Below are 16914 nucleotides of genomic sequence, written 5' to 3'. Positions count from 1 at the left end.
CCACATGACGACAATGCGCCACTCGACAAAGTGGCGCGCGGCTGCAACACTCGGTGCAAGACCAAAAAGGAGGAAACGATGACGATCAACCGACGCGACCTGGCTCTCTCGACCCTCGCCGTCTCGGCGCTTGCGCTCACATCACCTGCGTTCGCCGCATCGGCGGACGAAGAAGCCGTGGCGAAGAAGGTCGAGGCCTTCCGCCTCGCCCAGATCGCGGCCGACCCGAAGGCGCTCGGCACGCTGTGCTGGGACGATCTCAGCTACAGCCATTCCAGCGGCAAGGTCGAGGACAAGGCGACCTTCATCGCCAACGCCACCGACGGCAAATCGAAATTCCTGTCGATCGAATACAAGGACCCCACCATCAAGGTGGTCGGTCCCGCCGCGATCGTGCGCTTCCACTGGCTGGGCGAGCAGGAGATGGCGGCCGATGGGAAGAAAGTGTCGACCAATCTTCACATCCTGATGAATTGGCAGAAGCAGGGCGACGAGTGGAAGCTCTTGTCGCGCGCCGCGACGAAATTGTGATGTGACCGCCCACCCTCTCCGCTCATGTCCGCCTTCGCCAAGGCTTCGGCGAACATGAGGGAAGGAAAATGCAGCCGCATCAACGGCTGCAAAAAATTCCGACCACGCTTCGCGCGCCCCGAAATGACGGACGCGACGCTTACGCCGCCTCCTTCACATCGCCGTTGACCAGCTTGCGCGCAGCGCGCTCGGCTTCGCGGGGGTTGCGGAAGAGTTGGCCTTCGAGGCGGTTGAAGCGGTGCGATGAGGCGAAGAAGCAATAGCCTCCTTGGGAACGAACGACGATACCTGCGGTCTGCGAATTAACTTCGATGATGTAGCTGTCCGGCATGGTCCGTGAAGTCCTCAGTGCGCGCAGATAACGGCATCCAGGCCCAAAGGTTCCTGGGCATTTGAGGCCGTTTCCACCCCGAATCGACACGCAATTGAGTACGCCGGGACCTCATCCGTTTTATGACCTGTTCTTGGCGAAGCCGCGACGGATGCGGACGAGACGCCGCGCGGTCGTCCGCCGCGCGCGCTTACGTCGCGATCGACGCGTCAGGGGCGCGCACTTCCTGTGGCCGGCCGTGCTCGTCGATCGAGACGTAGGTAAAATTGCCGTCGGTGACCAGGAACGGATGCTCCTCGCCGCGACGCAGCGCCCAGGCTTCGAGATGCACGGTCATTGACGTGCGCCCGACGCGCACGAGATTGGCATAAACCGAGACGAGATCGCCGACATACACCGCTTTGCGAAAATTCATGGCCTCGATCGCCACCGTCACGGTGCGCGACTTCGCGACCTTTGAAGCAAACACGCCGCCACCGACGTCCATCTGGCTGAGCAGCCAGCCGCCGAAGATGTCGCCGTTGGCATTGGTGTCAGCGGGCATCGCCAGCGTGCGGATGCAGAGATCGCCGCGCGGCGCGGCGTCGGACTTTTCGTTCATATCGCTCTCACTTGAAATTATCCCAGCCCGGATCGGGCGCGAAGCGTCCGCCGAATCGTTCGGCCAGCGCGCGCAGCGTGGATACAATATTTTCCACGCCGCGCGTGCGCGCATAGTTCAGCGGGCCGCCGCGGAACGGCGCATAACCTGTGCCGAAGATCATGGCGCCATCGACGGCATCGGGGTCATCGACGATGCCCTCGCGAAGCGCCGCGACGCAGACATTGGACATCGGCAGCACCAGGCGGTCGATCATCTGGTCGGTGACGCGCGGGCCGGTGTCGGGCAGCGGTGCCTTCTCGGCATTGCCGTCCTTCCAGGTGTAAAAACCCTTGCCGGTCTTGCGGCCGAGCTCGCCCTTGGTGACCTTCTCGCGCAGCCAGGCCGGCGTCGGCGGCAGGAGGTCGCCGAACTTGGCGCGCAGCATGTCGCCGACGTCGAGGCAGATGTCGAGACCGACCTGATCGGCGAGCTCGATCGGTCCCATCGGCATACCGAACTGTTCGGCGGCAGCATCGATCAGGCGCTGGTCGATCTTCTCGTCCAGCATCACCATCGCCTCCAACATGTAGGGCGTCAGCGCGCGGTTGACGAGGAAGCCGGGCGAGCTCTTGACGGCCAGCGGCAGGCGATCGATAGCGCCGACAAAGGCGAGCGCTTCTTTCAGCACATCGGGGGCGTTGCCGTCATGGCCGACGACCTCGACCAGTTGCAGGCGCGACACCGGATTGAAGAAATGCAGGCCGACCAGCCGCTCCGGCCGCGCCAGCGTGGTCCGCAGATCCTGCAGCGGAATGCTGGACGTGTTGGTCGCAAGGATCGCGCCCGGCTTCATGCGTGGTTCGAGGCCGGCATAGACCTTCTGCTTCAGCTCGAGCTTTTCCGGCACGGCCTCGATGATCAGATCGGCGTTGCGGACGCCCTCCCCGTCCATATCCGGAATCAGGCGATCGAGCGCGTCGCGCACCTCGGTGGCTTTTCGGATGATCTTGCCGTAGAGCTCGGCGGCACGCTTCACAGCGCCTGCGATCGGCTCCGCCTTCATGTCGGCGAGCGAGACGCGCAGCCCCTGTCCCGCACACCAGGCCGCGATGTCGCCGCCCATGGCGCCGGCGCCGATGACATGGACGTGCTTGATCGCGTTGCCGCTTCCGGCCACCTTCTTCATCTGCTCGCGCAGGAAGAAGACCCTGATCAAATTCTGCGCGGTCGGCGTCACCATCAGCTTGGCAAATGATGCCTGCTCGGCCTTCAGCATCGCAGCCTTGCTGCCGCCATGCCTCTCCCAGAGATCGATCAGCGCGTAAGGCGCCGGATAATGCTCGCGGGACGCGGCCTTCGCCGCCTCCGAGCGCATGCGTTTTGCGAGCAGCCCGCGCGCGGCGCCGAAATTGGCCGCGCGTGTCAGGACGCCTGGACGCGCCCGCTTCAGGCGGCCGAACAGCGCGTCCTTCACGGCGCCCCGGACATGGCGCTCCTGCGTCACGCTATCGACCAGGCCGAGCGATTTGGCGCGGCGCGCATCGATGGTGCGCCCCGTGAGCATCAGCGCCATCGACTGCGTGGGATTGACCAGCGCCGTGAAACGCGCGGTGCCGCCGAGGCCGGGATGCAGGCCGAGCATCACCTCCGGGAAGCCGAAGCGCGCGCCGTCGATGGCGATGCGCGACTGGCAGGCCAGCGCGACCTCGAGCCCGCCGCCGAGGCAGAAGCCGTGGATCACTGCGACCGTCGGCAGCTTGAGCGCTTCCAGATGATCCACCACCGCATGCGCGGCGCGGATGCGTGTCTCCACCGTCTCGGCATCGCTGGCGCCGCGGAATTCGTTGACGTCGGCGCCGGCAATGAAGCCGGAGGGTTTTGCCGAGCGGATCACGAGACCGGCCGGACGCTCGGTCTCGATCGCCGCGAGCACTGCGTCGAACTCCTCCATCACGTCGGAAGAGAGCGTGTTGGCGCTGGAATCGGCACGGTCGAACAGCAGCCAGGCGACGCCGTCGGCATCGCGCGTCAGCTTGAAGTGCTTGTAGCGGCCGTCCGGAGCGGGCTGCGGCCCGAGCTCCAATACGCGGTCGCCGAGCGCGGTCATGATCTTCGAATCCATGGTCACACCACCTCGATCAGCATCGCGCCGCCGAGCCCGCCGCCGATGCATTCGGTGGCGACACCACGCCGCGTGCCGAGCCGCTTCATCGCATTGACGAGATGCAGAACGATGCGGTTGCCGGAGGTGCCGACGGGATGGCCGAGCGAGATCGCACCGCCATCGACATTGAGCCTTTCACGGTCGATCTCGCCGGCAGCGCCGTCGAGGCCAAGAATCTCGCGGCAGAATTTGTCGTCGTTCCAGGCGGCGAGGCATCCGAGCACCTGTGTGGCAAAGGCCTCGTTCAGCTCCCAGGTGTCGACGTCCTTGATGGTGAGGTCGTTGCGCTGAAGCAGCGGCGTTGCCGACATCACGGGACCGAGCCCCATGATGCTGGGGTCGAGCGCGGCCCAGTGGCTGTCGACGATCGCAGCCTTCGGCGTCAGCCTGTGCTTTGCCACCGCCGCGTCGGAAGCAAGGATCACCCAGGAGGCGCCGTCGGTGATCTGCGAGGAATTGCCGGCGGTGACCTGGCCCCAGGGCCGCTCGAACGCCGGCCTCAGCTTTGCAAGTGACTCGGCCGTCGAGTCCGGGCGCACGCCGTCGTCATGATCGAAGAACTTGCCGTCGCGGGAGAACGCAGTCTCGACCTCGCCTTTCAAAAAGCCCTCGGCCTGCGCGCGGGCGAGCCGGCGATGGCTCTCGGCGGCGTAGGCATCGGACTGGGCGCGCGTGATGCCGAAGAGATGGCCGACGACTTCGGCTGTCTGGCCCATGTTGAGATCGGTGATGGGATCGGTCAGCCCGCGCTCGAGGCCGATGATCGGCTTGAGATAGCGCGGGCGCAGCTTGAACGCGGCGGCGAGTGTTGCGGCGACGCCCTTGGCAGTGGCAAGGCCGGCGAACCAGCGCACGCCGGAATTGGGCCAGACCAGCGGCGCGTGGCTCAGCGCCTCGGTGCCGCCGGCCAGGATCATGTCGGCGTGGCCCTCGCGGATGTAGCGATAGGCGGTGTCGATCGACTGCATGCCCGAGCCGCAATTGATCTGCACCGTGAAGGCGACCATGTCCTCGCCCATGCCAAGCCGGAGTGCGGCGACGCGCGCCGGGTTCATCTCGTCGGCGATGACGTTGACGCAGCCGAGAATGACCTGGTCGAAATCATCTGGAGCAAACGGCTGGCGCGCCAGCAGTGGCCGGCCGCATTGCACGGCGAGATCGACCGGCGTGAACGGCCCGGGCCCGGAACGCGCCTTCAGAAACGGCGTCCGGCTGCCGTCGACGATGAAAACCGGTCGTGCCATCAGCTCGCCGCCCTCTGTTCCCCGAGTTCCTGGAAGAACTGATGCACGTCGCCGATTTTCTTGTAAATCGGCGACAGGGCCTCCGGCGCAAAATCGTCGACCTCGATCACTTTTGTGGCGGCTTCACGAGCGGCCGCGAGCTGCTCGCCCTCGGCCTGCGTGATCACGCCCTTGGTGACGGCGTCCTTCCAGTCCCAAATATGCGCAGCGCGCATGCGCCTGGCGATCGCGTCGGCACCTGCCACGAGCTTGAATGCGCGCTCCAGCCGGGCAAAGCCGCTGTCGTCATCGACATGGGCGAGATCCGGCGTAAGCCGCTCCCGCGCGGCCGACGGCTCCAGCACAATGCTTGCGCATTCGTGCACGACGCGGTCGGAGGGGCCGAGCACGCGGGCGCCGAACGGCTGGACCACGAACTTGAGGAAGCCGGCGACGAAGCGGTTGGGCAGATTGGCGAGAATCTCGGCAAGCCGGTTCTCGATGGTCTTGAACCCCGTTGCCATGCACCATTCCAGCGCCGCAAAATCCTCCTTCTGCCGGCCTTCGTCCTGCCAACGCTTCAGCGCGGCCGAGAGCAGATACAGCTCGGAGAGGATGTCGCCGAAGCGCGCCGACAGCATCTCCTTGCGTTTGAGCGCGCCGCCCAGCGTGAGCAACGCCATATCGGCGCAGAGCGCGAAGGCCGCGGAGTAGCGCGAGAGCTGGCGATAGAAGGGCCTGGCGTCGCCCGCATCCGGAGCCATCGCGAAGGCGCCGAAGGTCCAGCTCTGGCCGAAGGCACGGAACAATGTCCGCAAGCTATGGCCGACATGCTTCCAGAACGCCTTGTCGAATGCGGTGAGCCCGCGCTCGCGATCGGTATCGGCCAGCGCGTTCATCTCGTCGAGCAGATAAGGATGCGCGCGAATCGCGCCCTGCCCGAACACGATGAGATTGCGCGTAAGGATATTGGCGCCTTCGACGGTGATGCCCACAGGCACGGCACGGTGCAGGTTGCCGAGATAATTCTGCGGGCCGTCGATCACGGCCTTGCCGCCGTGGATATCCATGGCATCGTCGACGGCGGTGCGCATCCGCTCAGTCGCGTGCAGCTTCATGATGCCGGAGATGACGGCAGGATGAACGCCGGCATTCAGCGCCGCGCAGGTCAGCCGCCGTGCTGCATCGAGCTGATAGGCGGTGGCGACGATGCGCGCGAGCGGCTCCTCGACGCCCTCGAACTTGGAGATGGAGATGCCGAACTGCTCGCGGATGCGGGCATAGGCGCCGGTGGTGCGCGCGGCATAGGCCGCGCCGGCAGCGGAGAGCGAGGGCAGCGAGATGCCGCGGCCGGCGGCAAGCGCCGTCATCAGCATCTTCCAGCCCTGGCCGAGGCGTTCCTTGCCGCCGATGACGTAGTCGAGCGGGATGAAGACGTCGCGGCCCCAGTTCGGGCCATTCTGGAACACCTGCATCGACGGCAGATGGCGATGGCCGATCTCGACACCGGGCAGGTTGGTCGGGATCAGTGCGACGGTGATGCCGAGCTCTTCCTGGTTGCCGACGAGATGATCAGGGTCATAGGCCTTGAAGGCGAGCCCTAGCAGCGTCGCCACGGGGCCGAGCGTGATATAGCGCTTGTGCCAGTTCAGCCTGAGGCCGACGACTTCGCGGCCCTCGAAATCGCCCTTGCAGATGATGCCGGTGTCGATCATCGAGGCGGCATCGGAGCCGGCCTCGGGGCTGGTGAGGCCGAAGCAGGGAATGTCGCGGCCGTCGGCCAGCCGTGGCAGCCAGCGCTCCTGTTGTTCTTTGGTGCCGAAGCGCATCAAGAGCTCGCCGGGGCCGAGCGAGTTCGGCACCATCACGGTGACCGCCGCTGCGATCGAGCGGGTCGAGATCTTGCGCACGACTTCCGAATGCGCATAGGGCGAGAAGCCGAGACCGCCAAACTCCTTCGGTATGATCATGCCGAAGAACTTCTCGCGCTTGACGAAATGCCAGACGTCCGGCGGCAGGTCGCGCCATTCCCAGAAGATTTTCCATTCGTCGAGCATGGCGCAGAGCTCGTCGACGGGGCCGTTGAGGAAGGCCTGCTCCTCGGCGGTCAGCCTCGCCTGCGGCACCTTCAACAGCTTGGTCCAATCAGGGTTGCCGGTGAAGAGGTCGGCGTCCCACCAGACGTCACCGGCCTCCAGCGCCTCGCGTTCGGTGTCGGACATCGCCGGCAGCACGCCGCGCGCCCAGGAAAAGATCGGCTTTGTGATTTTGTCGCGGCGGAAGCTCATGGCGGACCTCATGGATCGGCGCGGGTGTCGGCATTTTAGCGGAAAGTGGCCGGCGAAAGTGAACATCTCGGCGGCAAAAAAGACGCGAATCGACGCGGCCGGGCGGCCACCCCCGGGACCATAACGGCCGGGGCGTGCGGGCAGTTCCGGGAGGGGGAATGGGACGAGATGTCTTCGCACGTGTCATTCCGGGGCACGCGAAGCGTGAGCCCCGAATCCATACTCCCGATCGTGGTTATGGATTCCGGGCTCGCGCCTGCCGGCGCGGCGCGGAATGGCGGAGTAGCCTAAAGCGCGATGAGATCAGGATGAATCGTCATCGCGCTTTAGGTTATTGTTTGAGCATGATCCTTTCGGAAAACCGCTGCGCACTTTGCGCTAACGCGGCCCTTCGGGTCCGGATCATGCTCTCTAATCCGGCCGGACCATCTCGAACATGTTTTCCGGCTTGATCTCGAAATAGTCGCCGCGGCGGCCGGCGCGGACGATGGGGCGGGCGGCGGCGGTCTGGTAGACGCCGTCCTTGATCATGGCCTTGTCGATGTGGACGGCGACGACCTCACCCAGCGTCAGCCAGGCGTCGGCCTCCTTGCCGTCGGCGCCCTTGAGGCGGACGATGTCGGACACCTTGCATTCGAAGGCGACCGGGCTCTCGCCGACGCGCGGCACGTTGACGAGCTTGCCGGGCACGGCGGTCAGCCCCGCGATCTCGAATTCGTTGACCTCCGGGGCGACATGCGCGGCGGTCGCGTTCATGTGCTTGGCCAAATCCATCGTCGCGAGATTCCAGACGAACTCGCCGGTCTGCTGGATGTTCTCGACCGAGTCCTTCCAGTTGGTGGAGGAGAAGCCGATGATCGGCGGCACGTAAGCGAAGGCGTTGAAAAAGCTGTAGGGCGCGAGGTTGACGTGGCCCTTGCTGTCGCGCGAGGAGATCCAGCCGATCGGCCGCGGCGCGATGATGGCGTTGAAGGGATCGTGCTTGAGGCCGTGGCCCTTGGACGGCTCGTAGAAGTAAAGGTCTTTGTCGGTCACGCCGCTGTTTCTCCGTTTCTGTCATTCCGGGGCGGTCCGGCGGACCGCGCAAGCGCGGCCCGGAGGACCGAACCCGGAATCTCGAGATTCTCAGGTGCGCAATTGCGCACCGGAGTTCGATGCTTCGCATCGCCCCGGAATGACGGTCAACTTAAAACATCGGGCAAACGACTTCAGTGGCGCGGGGACAGACCCGCGATGACGAAATCGATCATCTGGTCGATGGTCGGGCCCGGCTTGGTGGCGCACTGGGCGATCATCTGGGGGTGGAAGAAGCGCATCATCGCGGTGCAGGCGCACAGCGAGGCCAGTTGCAGGTCCGGCGCCTCGAACTCGCCGGTGGCAGCGCCCTGGGCGATCATCTGGCCGATGACGCCGGCAATGCACTCCATATGTGCGACGCAGACGTCCCAGTCCTCCTCCATCGCGATCGCGACCATCTCGTGCAGCTTGTTATCGCCGACATAGCGCTCGGTGTTCATGCGGTGGATGGTCGTGAGCAGCTCGCGGAAGCGCTCGGGCACCGGACCGGGCTTGGCCACGATCCGCTGCGCCTCCAGCTCGACCTCGCCCATCAGGCCCCGCGCCACCGCCTGGTGAATCGCCTTCTTCGATTCGAAGAAGCGATAGACGTTGGCGGGGCTCATCCTGAGCTCCTTGGCGATGTCCCCGACCGTGGTCTTCTGATAGCCGATCTGGCGGAACAGCCGCTCGGCCACCTCGAGGATACGATCCCGGGTGTCGCCTTCGATATGTTCCGCAACCAGTGTCATTTTGTCAGGACTCGTTCGTCAGTACTTCATCTCACTTATTCAGCCGCTTCAGCAAGCGGAATAGCAGGATGGTCATCGCTCCCATGCTGCGATGCGGCAGGCTGTTCGACCGAACCGGCCTCGTCCAGGCTCTTCCTGAACCACAGGGCGTAGAGGCCCGGCAGGTACAGAAGCGTCAGGAAGGTCGCGACGAACAGGCCTCCCATGATAGTGATCGCCATCGGCCCCCAGAACGCCGAGCGCGACAGCGGGATCATGGCGAGGATGGCCGCCAGCGCCGTCAGCACCACCGGACGCGCGCGGCGGACGGTGGCCTCCACGATCGCCTCCCGGCGGGTCAGGCCATGAGACACGTCGGTCTCGATCTGGTCGACCAGGATGACGGTGTTGCGCATGATCATGCCGGCGAGCGCGATCAGGCCGAGCAGCGCCACGAAGCCGAAGGGGGCGTTGGCGACATTGAGCCCGAGTGAGGCGCCGACAATGCCGAGCGGCGCAGTGAGGAACACCAGGATCAGGCGCGAGAAACTCTGCAGCTGGATCATCAGCAGCGTCAGCATCACCATGACCATCACCGGGAAGAGGATGAAGATCGAGGCATTGCCCTTGGCGGATTCCTCGAACGCGCCGCCCGGTTCGATCCGGTATGCCGGCTCGAGGTGATCCTTGATCGCCTTCAGCTTCGGCGTGATCTGGTTGGTGATGTCGGGCGCCTGCACGCCGTCGACGACGTCGGAGCGCACGGTGATCGCCATGTCGCGGTTGCGCCGCCACATGATCGGCTCCTCGTGGGAGTACTCGATCTTGGCAATCTGCTGCAGCGGCACGGCGACGCCGTTGCGCGAGGTGATAGTGAGATCGCCGACACCGCCGAGGTCGAGCCGCTCGGATGGGATCGCGCGGGCGACCACGCCGACCTTCTCGATGCCGTCGCGCACGGTCGTGACCTGCGAGCCCGAGATCAGCATCGCGAGCGCCTGCGAGACATCCTGCGGGGTGAGGCCCATGGCGCGGGCACGATCCTGGTCGACGACGAGCTTCAGGTAAGGCGACTGCTCGTTCCAGTCGAGCTGGACGTCCTTGACGCTCTTGTTTTGCCGCATGACATCGCGGACCTGGTAGGCGATCTCGCGCACCTTGTTGGCGTCAGGGCCGATCACGCGGAACTGGACGGGGAAGCCGACCGGCGGGCCGAAATTGAAGCGGTCGACGCGGACGCGCGCCTCGGTCAGCATGCCGTCGGCGACCGCGTTCTCGATCTTGGCCTTGACGCGCTCGCGCGCCTCGACGCCCTTGGCGACGATGACGATCTCGGCGAAGGCCTCGTTCGGAAGCTGCGGGTTGAGACCGAGCCAGAAGCGCGGCGAGCCCTGGCCGACATAGGCCGTATAGGTCTCGATGTCCTTGTCGTCCTTGAGCAGCGTCTCGGCCTGCTTCACGGCCTTCTCGGTGACGTTGAAGGCGGTGCCCTCAGGCAGGCGCAGCTGCAGGAACAGCTCGGGCCGCTCCGAGAGCGGGAAGAACTGCTGCTGGACATGGCCGAAACCGACGATCGAGGCAACGAAGACCCCGACGGTCGCGGCGACCACGGTGATGCGGTGGTTGACGCACCATTGCACGATGGCACGCAAGCCGCGGTACATGCGCGTCTCGTAGACCGCGTGCGGATCGTGGTTGTGGTGCGCCTTCATCTCCGGCAGCAGCTTGACGCCGATATAGGGCGTGAAGATCACCGCCACGAACCAGGAGGCGACCAGCGCGATCGCCACGATCCAGAAGATGCTGCCGGCATATTCGCCGACCGCCGAATTGGCAAAGCCGATGGGGAGGAAGCCAGCGGCCGTGACCAGCGTTCCCGTGAGCATCGGAAACGCGGTGGATTCCCAGGCAAAGGATGCCGCACGCATGCGGTCCCAGCCCTGCTCCATCTTCACCACCATCATCTCGACCGCGATGATGGCGTCGTCGACGAGCAGGCCGAGCGCGATGATCAGCGCGCCCAGCGTGATGCGGTGCAGGTCAAGCGACATCGTGTTCATGACGATGAAGACGATGCCGAGCACCAAGGGCACCGACAGCGCGACCACGATGCCGGTGCGCCAGCCGAGCGCCAGGAACGAGACGAACAGCACGATCACGAGCGCTTCCATGAAGGAGTGCACGAACTCGCCGACGGCGTGCTCGACCACCTTGGGCTGGTCGGCGATCAGCTTGACCTCGATGCCCTGCGGCACGGCCTTCATGAACTCGGCAGTGGCCTTCTCGACCTCCTTGCCGAGATCGAGGATGTTGGCGCCCTTGGCGGTGACGACGCCGATGCCGATCGCGGCCTTGCCTTCCTGGCGGACGACGAAGCTCGGCGGGTCGACATAGCCGTGGGTGACAGTGGCGATATCCCCTAAGCGGAACACGCGGCCATTGCTCTCGACCGGCGTCTCGGCCACGGCCTTGGCGCCGTCGAGCGCGCCGGTGACGCGCAGCGGCACGCGCTGCGAGGCGGTCTCGACCGTGCCGGCCGGCGTCACGTTGTTCTGCTTGGCGAGCGAATCGAACAGCGCCTGCGGCGTGATGCCGAGGGTGGCGAGCTTGGCGTGGCTGAACTCGACGAAGATGCGCTCGTCCTGGTTACCGTAGACGTCGACCTTGGTGACGCCCGGCACTTTCAAGAGGCGCTGGCGGAAACCTTCGGAGACCTTCTTGAGCTGGGCATAGTCGGCGCCGTCGCCGGTCATCATGTAGAGGATGGAATCGACGTCGGAGAACTCGTCGTTGACGACGGGCCCGAGAATGCCGGAGGGCAGCTGGCCCTGCACGTCGACCAGCTTCTTGCGCAGGAGATAGAAGAGATAAGGCACGTCCTTCGGCGGCGTATTGTCGCGGAAGGTCACCTGGAGCGCGGCGAAGCCGGGCTTGGAATAGGTCTGCACCTTCTCGAAATAGGGCAGCTCCTGGATCTTCTTCTCGATGGGGTCGGCGACCTGGGTCTGCATCTCCTGCGCGGTCGCGCCCGGCCAGAGCACGGACACGTTGACTACCTTGACCGTGAAGAACGGATCCTCGGCGCGACCGAGCTTCTGATAGGAGAAGAAGCCGGCGACGCCGAGCACGAGCATCAGGAAGAGAACCAGCGTCGGATGGCTGACGGCCCAGGCCGAAAGATTGAAGCGCTTCATCGCTCTCTCCGAAAGACGATCCAGTTGCAAAAACGGCAGCCGCCCTGTTCAAACCGTCGTCGCGAGGCAGCGAAGCAAATCCAGGGGGCTGGGCAGGTTCTGGATCGCTTCGCCGCTTCAGCCCCAGCATTTGCGCTTGGGCCGAAACTCGCCTTGCACGACGTCACTCGACTTTCCTTGTCATTCCGGGGCGCCCGCGGGGCGAACCCGGAATCTCGAGATTCCCCGGTGCGCAATTGCGCACCTGTGGTCTGGTCCTTCGGACCATCCCGGAATGACAGGAACTAGAAACTCAGCGACGAAACGACCCGCACCTTCTGGCTCGGATCGAGCTTCTGGACACCGAGCGCGACGATCTTGGCGCCTTCCGGCACACCGCCGGTGATGACGACGTCGTTGCTCTCATAGGACTTCACGACGACCGGCTGCAGCGTGACCGAGCCGTTGTCGTCGACGACATAGAACGACGGCTTGCCGCCTTCGTTGAACAGCGCCGACAGCGGCAGTCGCGCCACGCGCTCGGTGGCGGCATCCGACAGCGTCAGCGTCGCGGTCATGCCGAGCGCGACCTTGTCGTCGGCTTCAGGCAGCGAGAACTTTGCAAGATAGGTGCGCGTGGCGGGATCCGCCGCCGGCGCGATCTCGCGCAGTTTCGCCGTGTACTTCTTGTCCGGCTCGGACCAAAGAGTGACGCTGGCGACGCCCGATTTGGCGCGTCCGACCAGCGTCTCAGGGATCGCGACGACCGCTTCCTTTTCGGCAAAGCGGGCGACACGGATCGAGGCCTGGCCCGCGGCGACCACCTGGCCGGGCTCGATCAAGGTTGCGGTGACGACGCCACGGGCGTCGGCAACGAGCGTCGCGTAGGAAAGGGAATTCTTAGTCAGCTCGACCGAGCGCACAGCGCGGTCGAGGCGCGCACGGGCCTCGTCGGCAGATGCACGGCTCGAATCGAGCTGCGCGTCCGTGGTCCAGCCCTTGGCCTTCAGATCCTTGGCGCGCTGCTCGGCGGCGGCGGCCTGGGCCAGCACGCCGGTCGCAGCGGTCTGCTCGGCGACAGCCTGCTCGGCCTGGAGCTTCAGATCGACCTCATCGAGGGTGGCGAGCGGCTGGCCGACCTCGATGGTCTGGCCGACCTCGACCAGGCGCTTGGCGACCTTGCCGGCCACGCGGAAGCCGAGATCGCTCTCGATCCGGGGCCGGATGGTGCCGACGAAGCTCCGCTCCGGCGTCTCGGCGTCGTAATGGGCTGTCGCGACCAGAACCGGCCGCGACGGCTCGGCCTTCTCGGCGACGGTGTCATTGCACCCGGCCAGCGAAGCGGCCATCAGCGCCAGCGACACACCTGCCAAAAGCCTGGAATAGCCCGACGCGAACATCGGAGGACACTCCCCTATTATCGAATGAGAAGAATGTCGACTAATCACTGATAAAAGTCAATAATCGTCAATCATCAGGAAAGCGTGATCGTTAAGGGGCGGGACCTATTGTCGCGAAGCTGCTATCGCAGGGTGGGCGAAGCGAAACGTGCCCACCCCTTCAGGAGATCAGGGAAAGATGGTGGGCACAGCGCTTCGCGCCTTTACCTAACCTATGGGGCTACTGCCTCACCGCCCCTGCCCGGCGAACTCGTGCTTGCTCTCGTGGCCGCCGACGAAGACCAGGATGCCGGCGATCAGCGGGAGCACGGCAAGCACCAGGAGACCGGTCGAGGTCTGCCCTGTCGCTTCCTTGACCCAGCCGATCAGATACGGGCCGCCGAAGCCGGCGAGATTGCCGATCGAATTGATCAGGGCGATGGCCCCGGCCGCGGCCTTACCGGAAAGCCAGGCGGTCGGCAGGGTCCAGAACACGCCGAAGACGCAGAACAGACCGATGGCGGCGAAGGTCAATGCCACCATCGTCATGGCCGGATCGGTGAGATAGGAGGAGATGCCGAGCGCGATGGCGATCAGGATCATGGGCGCGCCGACATGCATCACGCGCTCGCGCGTGGCGTCCGAATGCCGCGCCCACAGGATCATCGCGATCGTGCCGAACACATAGGGAATCGCCGTCACGAAGCCGGTCTGCGCGTTGGTGAGGCCGAACGCCTTGACGATCTGCGGCAGCCAGAACTGCATGCCGTAGAGCGCGCCGACGAAGCCGAAATAGATCAGGCTCAGCGTGATCACCTTGGGCGAGGACAGCGCTTCGCCGAGCGTCAGATGCTTCACGGCCTGCTTCGCCGCGATCTCCGCATCGAGTTTCGCCTTGAGCCAGGCCTTCTGCTCGGCCGAGAGCCAGTCCGCCTTCTCCGGCCTGTCGGTGAGATAGAACCAGGTGACGATGCCCAGCAGCACGGAGGGAATGCCTTCAAGAATGAACAGCCACTGCCAGCCCTTCAGGCCCATCATGCCGTCGAGGCCGAGCAGCAGGCCGGAGATGGGCGCGCCGATCACGGTCGAGACCGGGACGGCGATGGCGAACGCCGCGAGAAAGCGCGCGCGGTATTCGGCGGGATACCAATAGGTGAGATAGAGGATGATGCCGGGGAAGAAGCCGGCCTCCGCGACGCCAAGCAGGAAGCGCAGGACGTAGAAACTGGTGACGCCGCTGACCATCGCCATCAGCGCCGAGATGATGCCCCAAGTCACCATGATTCGCGCAATCCACCGGCTGGCGCCGAACTTCTCCAGCGCCAGATTGCTCGGCACCTCGAAGATGAAATAGCCGATGAAGAAGATGCCGGCGCCCCAGGAGAAGATCAGCGGCGTGAACTTCAGGTCCGCGTTCATGGTCAGCGCCGCGAAGCCGAGATTGACGCGGTCGAGGTAGGAGAAGAAGTAGGCCAGCACCAGGAACGGAATCAGGCGCCAGGAGATGGCGCGGATCGTCGAGGTCTCGACGGCGCTCCTGGCTGTGCCGGCGGAACCGGCGTAAATCGTGGTCTGGCTCATGGCTTCCCCCCCGGGGTTGTTCCTTTTATGGGCTGATCCGGGTTTTGAGCATCGCCGCGAAAGAGTCAATGGAGCAAGCAATGCACGGGGCGCAGCCGGCCAACACTGTTGCGCCCGTTCGGACGCCGCTGATGCGCGGAGGGCTGGCGCTGATCGTGATTGCCTGCGGCCTGTCCCTGCGCTGGTATGGCTTCCCGCTCAGCCTTCCCGCCTTCGTCGTGAAGTACGGCGGCTCGCTGCTATGGGCGACGATGGTGTATCTGCTGGTCGGGGTTCTGCTGCCGCGGCTGTCGCGGGCGCAGCTCGCGGCCATTGCGGCGATGATCGCCGCCGTCGTCGAATTCTCCCGGCTAGTGCACACGCCGTGGCTTGATGCGTTTCGGCTGACGACCGCCGGCGCGCTGCTGCTGGGCCGCATCTTCTCGCTATGGAATTTGATGGCCTATGCGGTCGGGGTTGCGGTCGGCGTTTGGATCGATCAGCTCGCCGCGATGCGCGGTCTCAAGGGTGGGCAAAGGCGCGCTAAAGCATGATCCGGAAAAGTGCGCAGCCGTTTTCCGAAAAGATCATGCTCAAACAACAACCACCTAATTATTGCCGTGCTCACGATTTCATTCACGTTGGGCAATGGTGGGCGCGCTTCGCTTTGCCTATCCTACGGGACCGACGCCGTGGCGAGCAGCTCTCACTCCGCCAGCTGAAACCGCTCGAATCGATCGAGCTCTTCCTCGATCACCCGCTTCAGCTCCTTGCGCCCCGCCGTCTTCCTGCCCTGCCCGACCCAGGTCCATTTCTGCATCAACAGCTTCTTGGCCTGCCGGTCGGCCTTGAGATCGAGCGCGGCGACGATCTCGTCGCCGACCAGCACGGGAAGCGCGAAATAGCCGAGCTTGCGCTTGGCCTTCGGCACATAGGCTTCGAACAGATGGTTGTAGCCGAAGATGAGATTGGTGCGCTTGCGCTGGATGATCAGCGGGTCGAATGGCGAGAGGATGTGGACGAGATCGGGCGATGCGCCCTCGCCGGGCTCCAACGCCGCGGGCGTCGCCCAATGCTCCTGCTTGCCGGCGCCGTCGAGCGCGACAGGCACGAGTTCGCCGCGGCGGACGCGCGAGGCGATGAGGCCGGCGACCGCCTTCTTGCGCGGCGCGTCGAGATGGCAGATCGAATCCAGGCTAACGACACCCTGCGAGCGCAGCGCGCGGTCGATCAGATAGGCCGTGATCTCTTTCGCGGAGGCCGGCTTCGGCGGCTTGTCCCAGCCGAAATGGCGCGTCATCAGGTCATAGGTCTTGAGCATGCCCAGGCGCGCGCTGATGGTCACGGCGCCGGTGTAGAAAGCGAGCTGAAGCGCCCGCTTCGAGGGCTTTCGGCTCTGCCAGAGGTGCTCCTTCTCTGTGAGCACGTCGTCCTCGATGTCACGGATCGTGAGCGGGCCGGCGCGCAGCAGCCGCATCACCTTGCGCGTGTCGGCCGGCTTCACCGAAGCATACCATTTGTGCCCCTCGCGCTTGTGCTCGCGCATCGCCGGCAGGAAGAAGCGGAAGTCGGCGGACGGCACGTAGGAGAGCGCATGCGTCCAGTATTCGAACACGCTTCTGTCGACGCTCTGGGCCTGGCGCAGATCGGCGCGGCGATAGGCCGGAATGCGGCTGAACAGGATGTGATGATGGCTGCGCTCGATGACGTTGATGGTGTCGATCTGCACATAGCCGAGATGGGTGACGGCATCCGCCACCGCCTGCGCGCCTTCGCCGAACGGCGCACGCTGGTCCAGCCGCTGGGCATGCAGCCAGATCTGCCGGGCCTGTGTCGTGGTGAGCGGGAGCGGTTTGGGCGCACGTGACATTACAGGGAGCAATGTAGCGGGATTC

The 16914-nt window shown here is 64.9% G+C and carries 13 protein-coding genes; 2 read left to right on the top strand and 11 right to left on the bottom strand.

What is annotated here, in order from left to right:
• The first annotated feature begins 78 nt into the window (after positions 1-78).
• Positions 79-531: a nuclear transport factor 2 family protein gene (locus AC5V87_RS10240; protein WP_495370880.1), complete on the top strand. Its 453-nt coding sequence runs from the start codon at positions 79-81 to the stop codon at positions 529-531.
• 139 nt (positions 532-670) lie between these two features.
• On the opposite strand, the gene AC5V87_RS10235 is transcribed toward AC5V87_RS10240, so the two are convergent.
• The 10 genes from AC5V87_RS10235 to AC5V87_RS10190 all read right to left on the bottom strand — a co-directional run bounded on the left by AC5V87_RS10235 (position 671) and on the right by AC5V87_RS10190 (position 15040).
• Entirely contained in the window at positions 671-862 is a 192-nt protein-coding gene (locus tag AC5V87_RS10235) for a hypothetical protein (protein WP_456840228.1), read from the bottom strand.
• A gap of 190 nt (positions 863-1052) precedes the next feature.
• The gene (locus tag AC5V87_RS10230; protein WP_456840229.1) at positions 1053-1463 is read right to left on the bottom strand and encodes an acyl-CoA thioesterase; all 411 of its coding nucleotides are present in this window, start codon (positions 1461-1463) and stop codon (positions 1053-1055) included.
• 7 nt (positions 1464-1470) lie between these two features.
• Positions 1471-3567 carry a 3-hydroxyacyl-CoA dehydrogenase NAD-binding domain-containing protein gene (locus AC5V87_RS10225; protein ID WP_495370879.1) on the bottom strand — a complete coding sequence of 699 codons (2097 nt, stop codon included), beginning with the start codon at positions 3565-3567 and terminating at the stop codon, positions 1471-1473.
• Between the two features lie 2 nt (positions 3568-3569).
• The gene (locus AC5V87_RS10220; protein ID WP_495370878.1) at positions 3570-4853 is read right to left on the bottom strand and encodes an acetyl-CoA C-acetyltransferase; all 1284 of its coding nucleotides are present in this window, start codon (positions 4851-4853) and stop codon (positions 3570-3572) included.
• Positions 4853-7120: an acyl-CoA dehydrogenase gene (locus tag AC5V87_RS10215; protein WP_495370877.1), complete on the bottom strand. Its 2268-nt coding sequence runs from the start codon at positions 7118-7120 to the stop codon at positions 4853-4855. Before AC5V87_RS10215 ends, AC5V87_RS10220 begins: the two co-directional genes overlap by 1 nt.
• Positions 7121-7531: 411 nt before the next feature.
• Entirely contained in the window at positions 7532-8155 is a 624-nt protein-coding gene (locus AC5V87_RS10210; protein ID WP_495370876.1) for a flavin reductase family protein, read from the bottom strand.
• A gap of 173 nt (positions 8156-8328) precedes the next feature.
• Positions 8329-8928 carry a TetR/AcrR family transcriptional regulator gene (locus tag AC5V87_RS10205; RefSeq protein ID WP_495370875.1) on the bottom strand — a complete coding sequence of 200 codons (600 nt, stop codon included), beginning with the start codon at positions 8926-8928 and terminating at the stop codon, positions 8329-8331.
• Positions 8929-8963: 35 nt separating this feature from the next.
• Positions 8964-12101, bottom strand: a complete 3138-nt coding sequence (locus AC5V87_RS10200; RefSeq protein WP_495370874.1) for an efflux RND transporter permease subunit — start codon at positions 12099-12101, stop codon at positions 8964-8966.
• A gap of 284 nt (positions 12102-12385) precedes the next feature.
• Complete coding sequence (locus AC5V87_RS10195) at positions 12386-13480, bottom strand: efflux RND transporter periplasmic adaptor subunit (RefSeq protein ID WP_495370873.1); 1095 nt, start codon at positions 13478-13480, stop codon at positions 12386-12388.
• Positions 13481-13708: 228 nt separating this feature from the next.
• Complete coding sequence (locus AC5V87_RS10190; RefSeq protein ID WP_495370872.1) at positions 13709-15040, bottom strand: MFS transporter; 1332 nt, start codon at positions 15038-15040, stop codon at positions 13709-13711.
• 80 nt (positions 15041-15120) lie between these two features.
• Here AC5V87_RS10190 and AC5V87_RS10185 point away from each other — a divergent pair, with 80 nt between their 5' ends.
• A complete protein-coding gene (locus AC5V87_RS10185) occupies positions 15121-15573 on the top strand; it encodes a ribosomal maturation YjgA family protein (RefSeq protein ID WP_456843415.1) in 453 nt (150 codons plus the stop codon).
• A 152-nt stretch (positions 15574-15725) separates the two neighbouring features.
• Here AC5V87_RS10185 and AC5V87_RS10180 read toward each other — a convergent pair whose 3' ends face one another.
• Positions 15726-16889: a winged helix-turn-helix domain-containing protein gene (locus AC5V87_RS10180; protein WP_495370871.1), complete on the bottom strand. Its 1164-nt coding sequence runs from the start codon at positions 16887-16889 to the stop codon at positions 15726-15728.
• Positions 16890-16914: the final 25 nt, after the last annotated feature.

The organism is Bradyrhizobium sp. SOJA106 (assembly GCF_059448745.1).
The sequence above is the reverse complement of the archived record's forward strand: the minus strand, read 5'-3'. Positions and strand labels throughout refer to the sequence as shown.

Coding starts and splice junctions, on each gene's coding strand:
- AC5V87_RS10230 (WP_456840229.1), bottom strand. CDS start 1,463: ATGAACGAAAAGTCCGACGCCGCGCCGCGCGGCGATCTCTGCATCCGC.
- AC5V87_RS10220 (WP_495370878.1), bottom strand. CDS start 4,853: ATGGCACGACCGGTTTTCATCGTCGACGGCAGCCGGACGCCGTTTCTG.
- AC5V87_RS10205 (WP_495370875.1), bottom strand. CDS start 8,928: ATGACACTGGTTGCGGAACATATCGAAGGCGACACCCGGGATCGTATC.
- AC5V87_RS10215 (WP_495370877.1), bottom strand. CDS start 7,120: ATGAGCTTCCGCCGCGACAAAATCACAAAGCCGATCTTTTCCTGGGCG.
- AC5V87_RS10180 (WP_495370871.1), bottom strand. CDS start 16,889: ATGTCACGTGCGCCCAAACCGCTCCCGCTCACCACGACACAGGCCCGG.
- AC5V87_RS10195 (WP_495370873.1), bottom strand. CDS start 13,480: ATGTTCGCGTCGGGCTATTCCAGGCTTTTGGCAGGTGTGTCGCTGGCG.
- AC5V87_RS10200 (WP_495370874.1), bottom strand. CDS start 12,101: ATGAAGCGCTTCAATCTTTCGGCCTGGGCCGTCAGCCATCCGACGCTG.
- AC5V87_RS10240 (WP_495370880.1), top strand. CDS start 79: ATGACGATCAACCGACGCGACCTGGCTCTCTCGACCCTCGCCGTCTCG.
- AC5V87_RS10225 (WP_495370879.1), bottom strand. CDS start 3,567: ATGGATTCGAAGATCATGACCGCGCTCGGCGACCGCGTATTGGAGCTC.
- AC5V87_RS10185 (WP_456843415.1), top strand. CDS start 15,121: ATGCACGGGGCGCAGCCGGCCAACACTGTTGCGCCCGTTCGGACGCCG.
- AC5V87_RS10235 (WP_456840228.1), bottom strand. CDS start 862: ATGCCGGACAGCTACATCATCGAAGTTAATTCGCAGACCGCAGGTATC.
- AC5V87_RS10190 (WP_495370872.1), bottom strand. CDS start 15,040: ATGAGCCAGACCACGATTTACGCCGGTTCCGCCGGCACAGCCAGGAGC.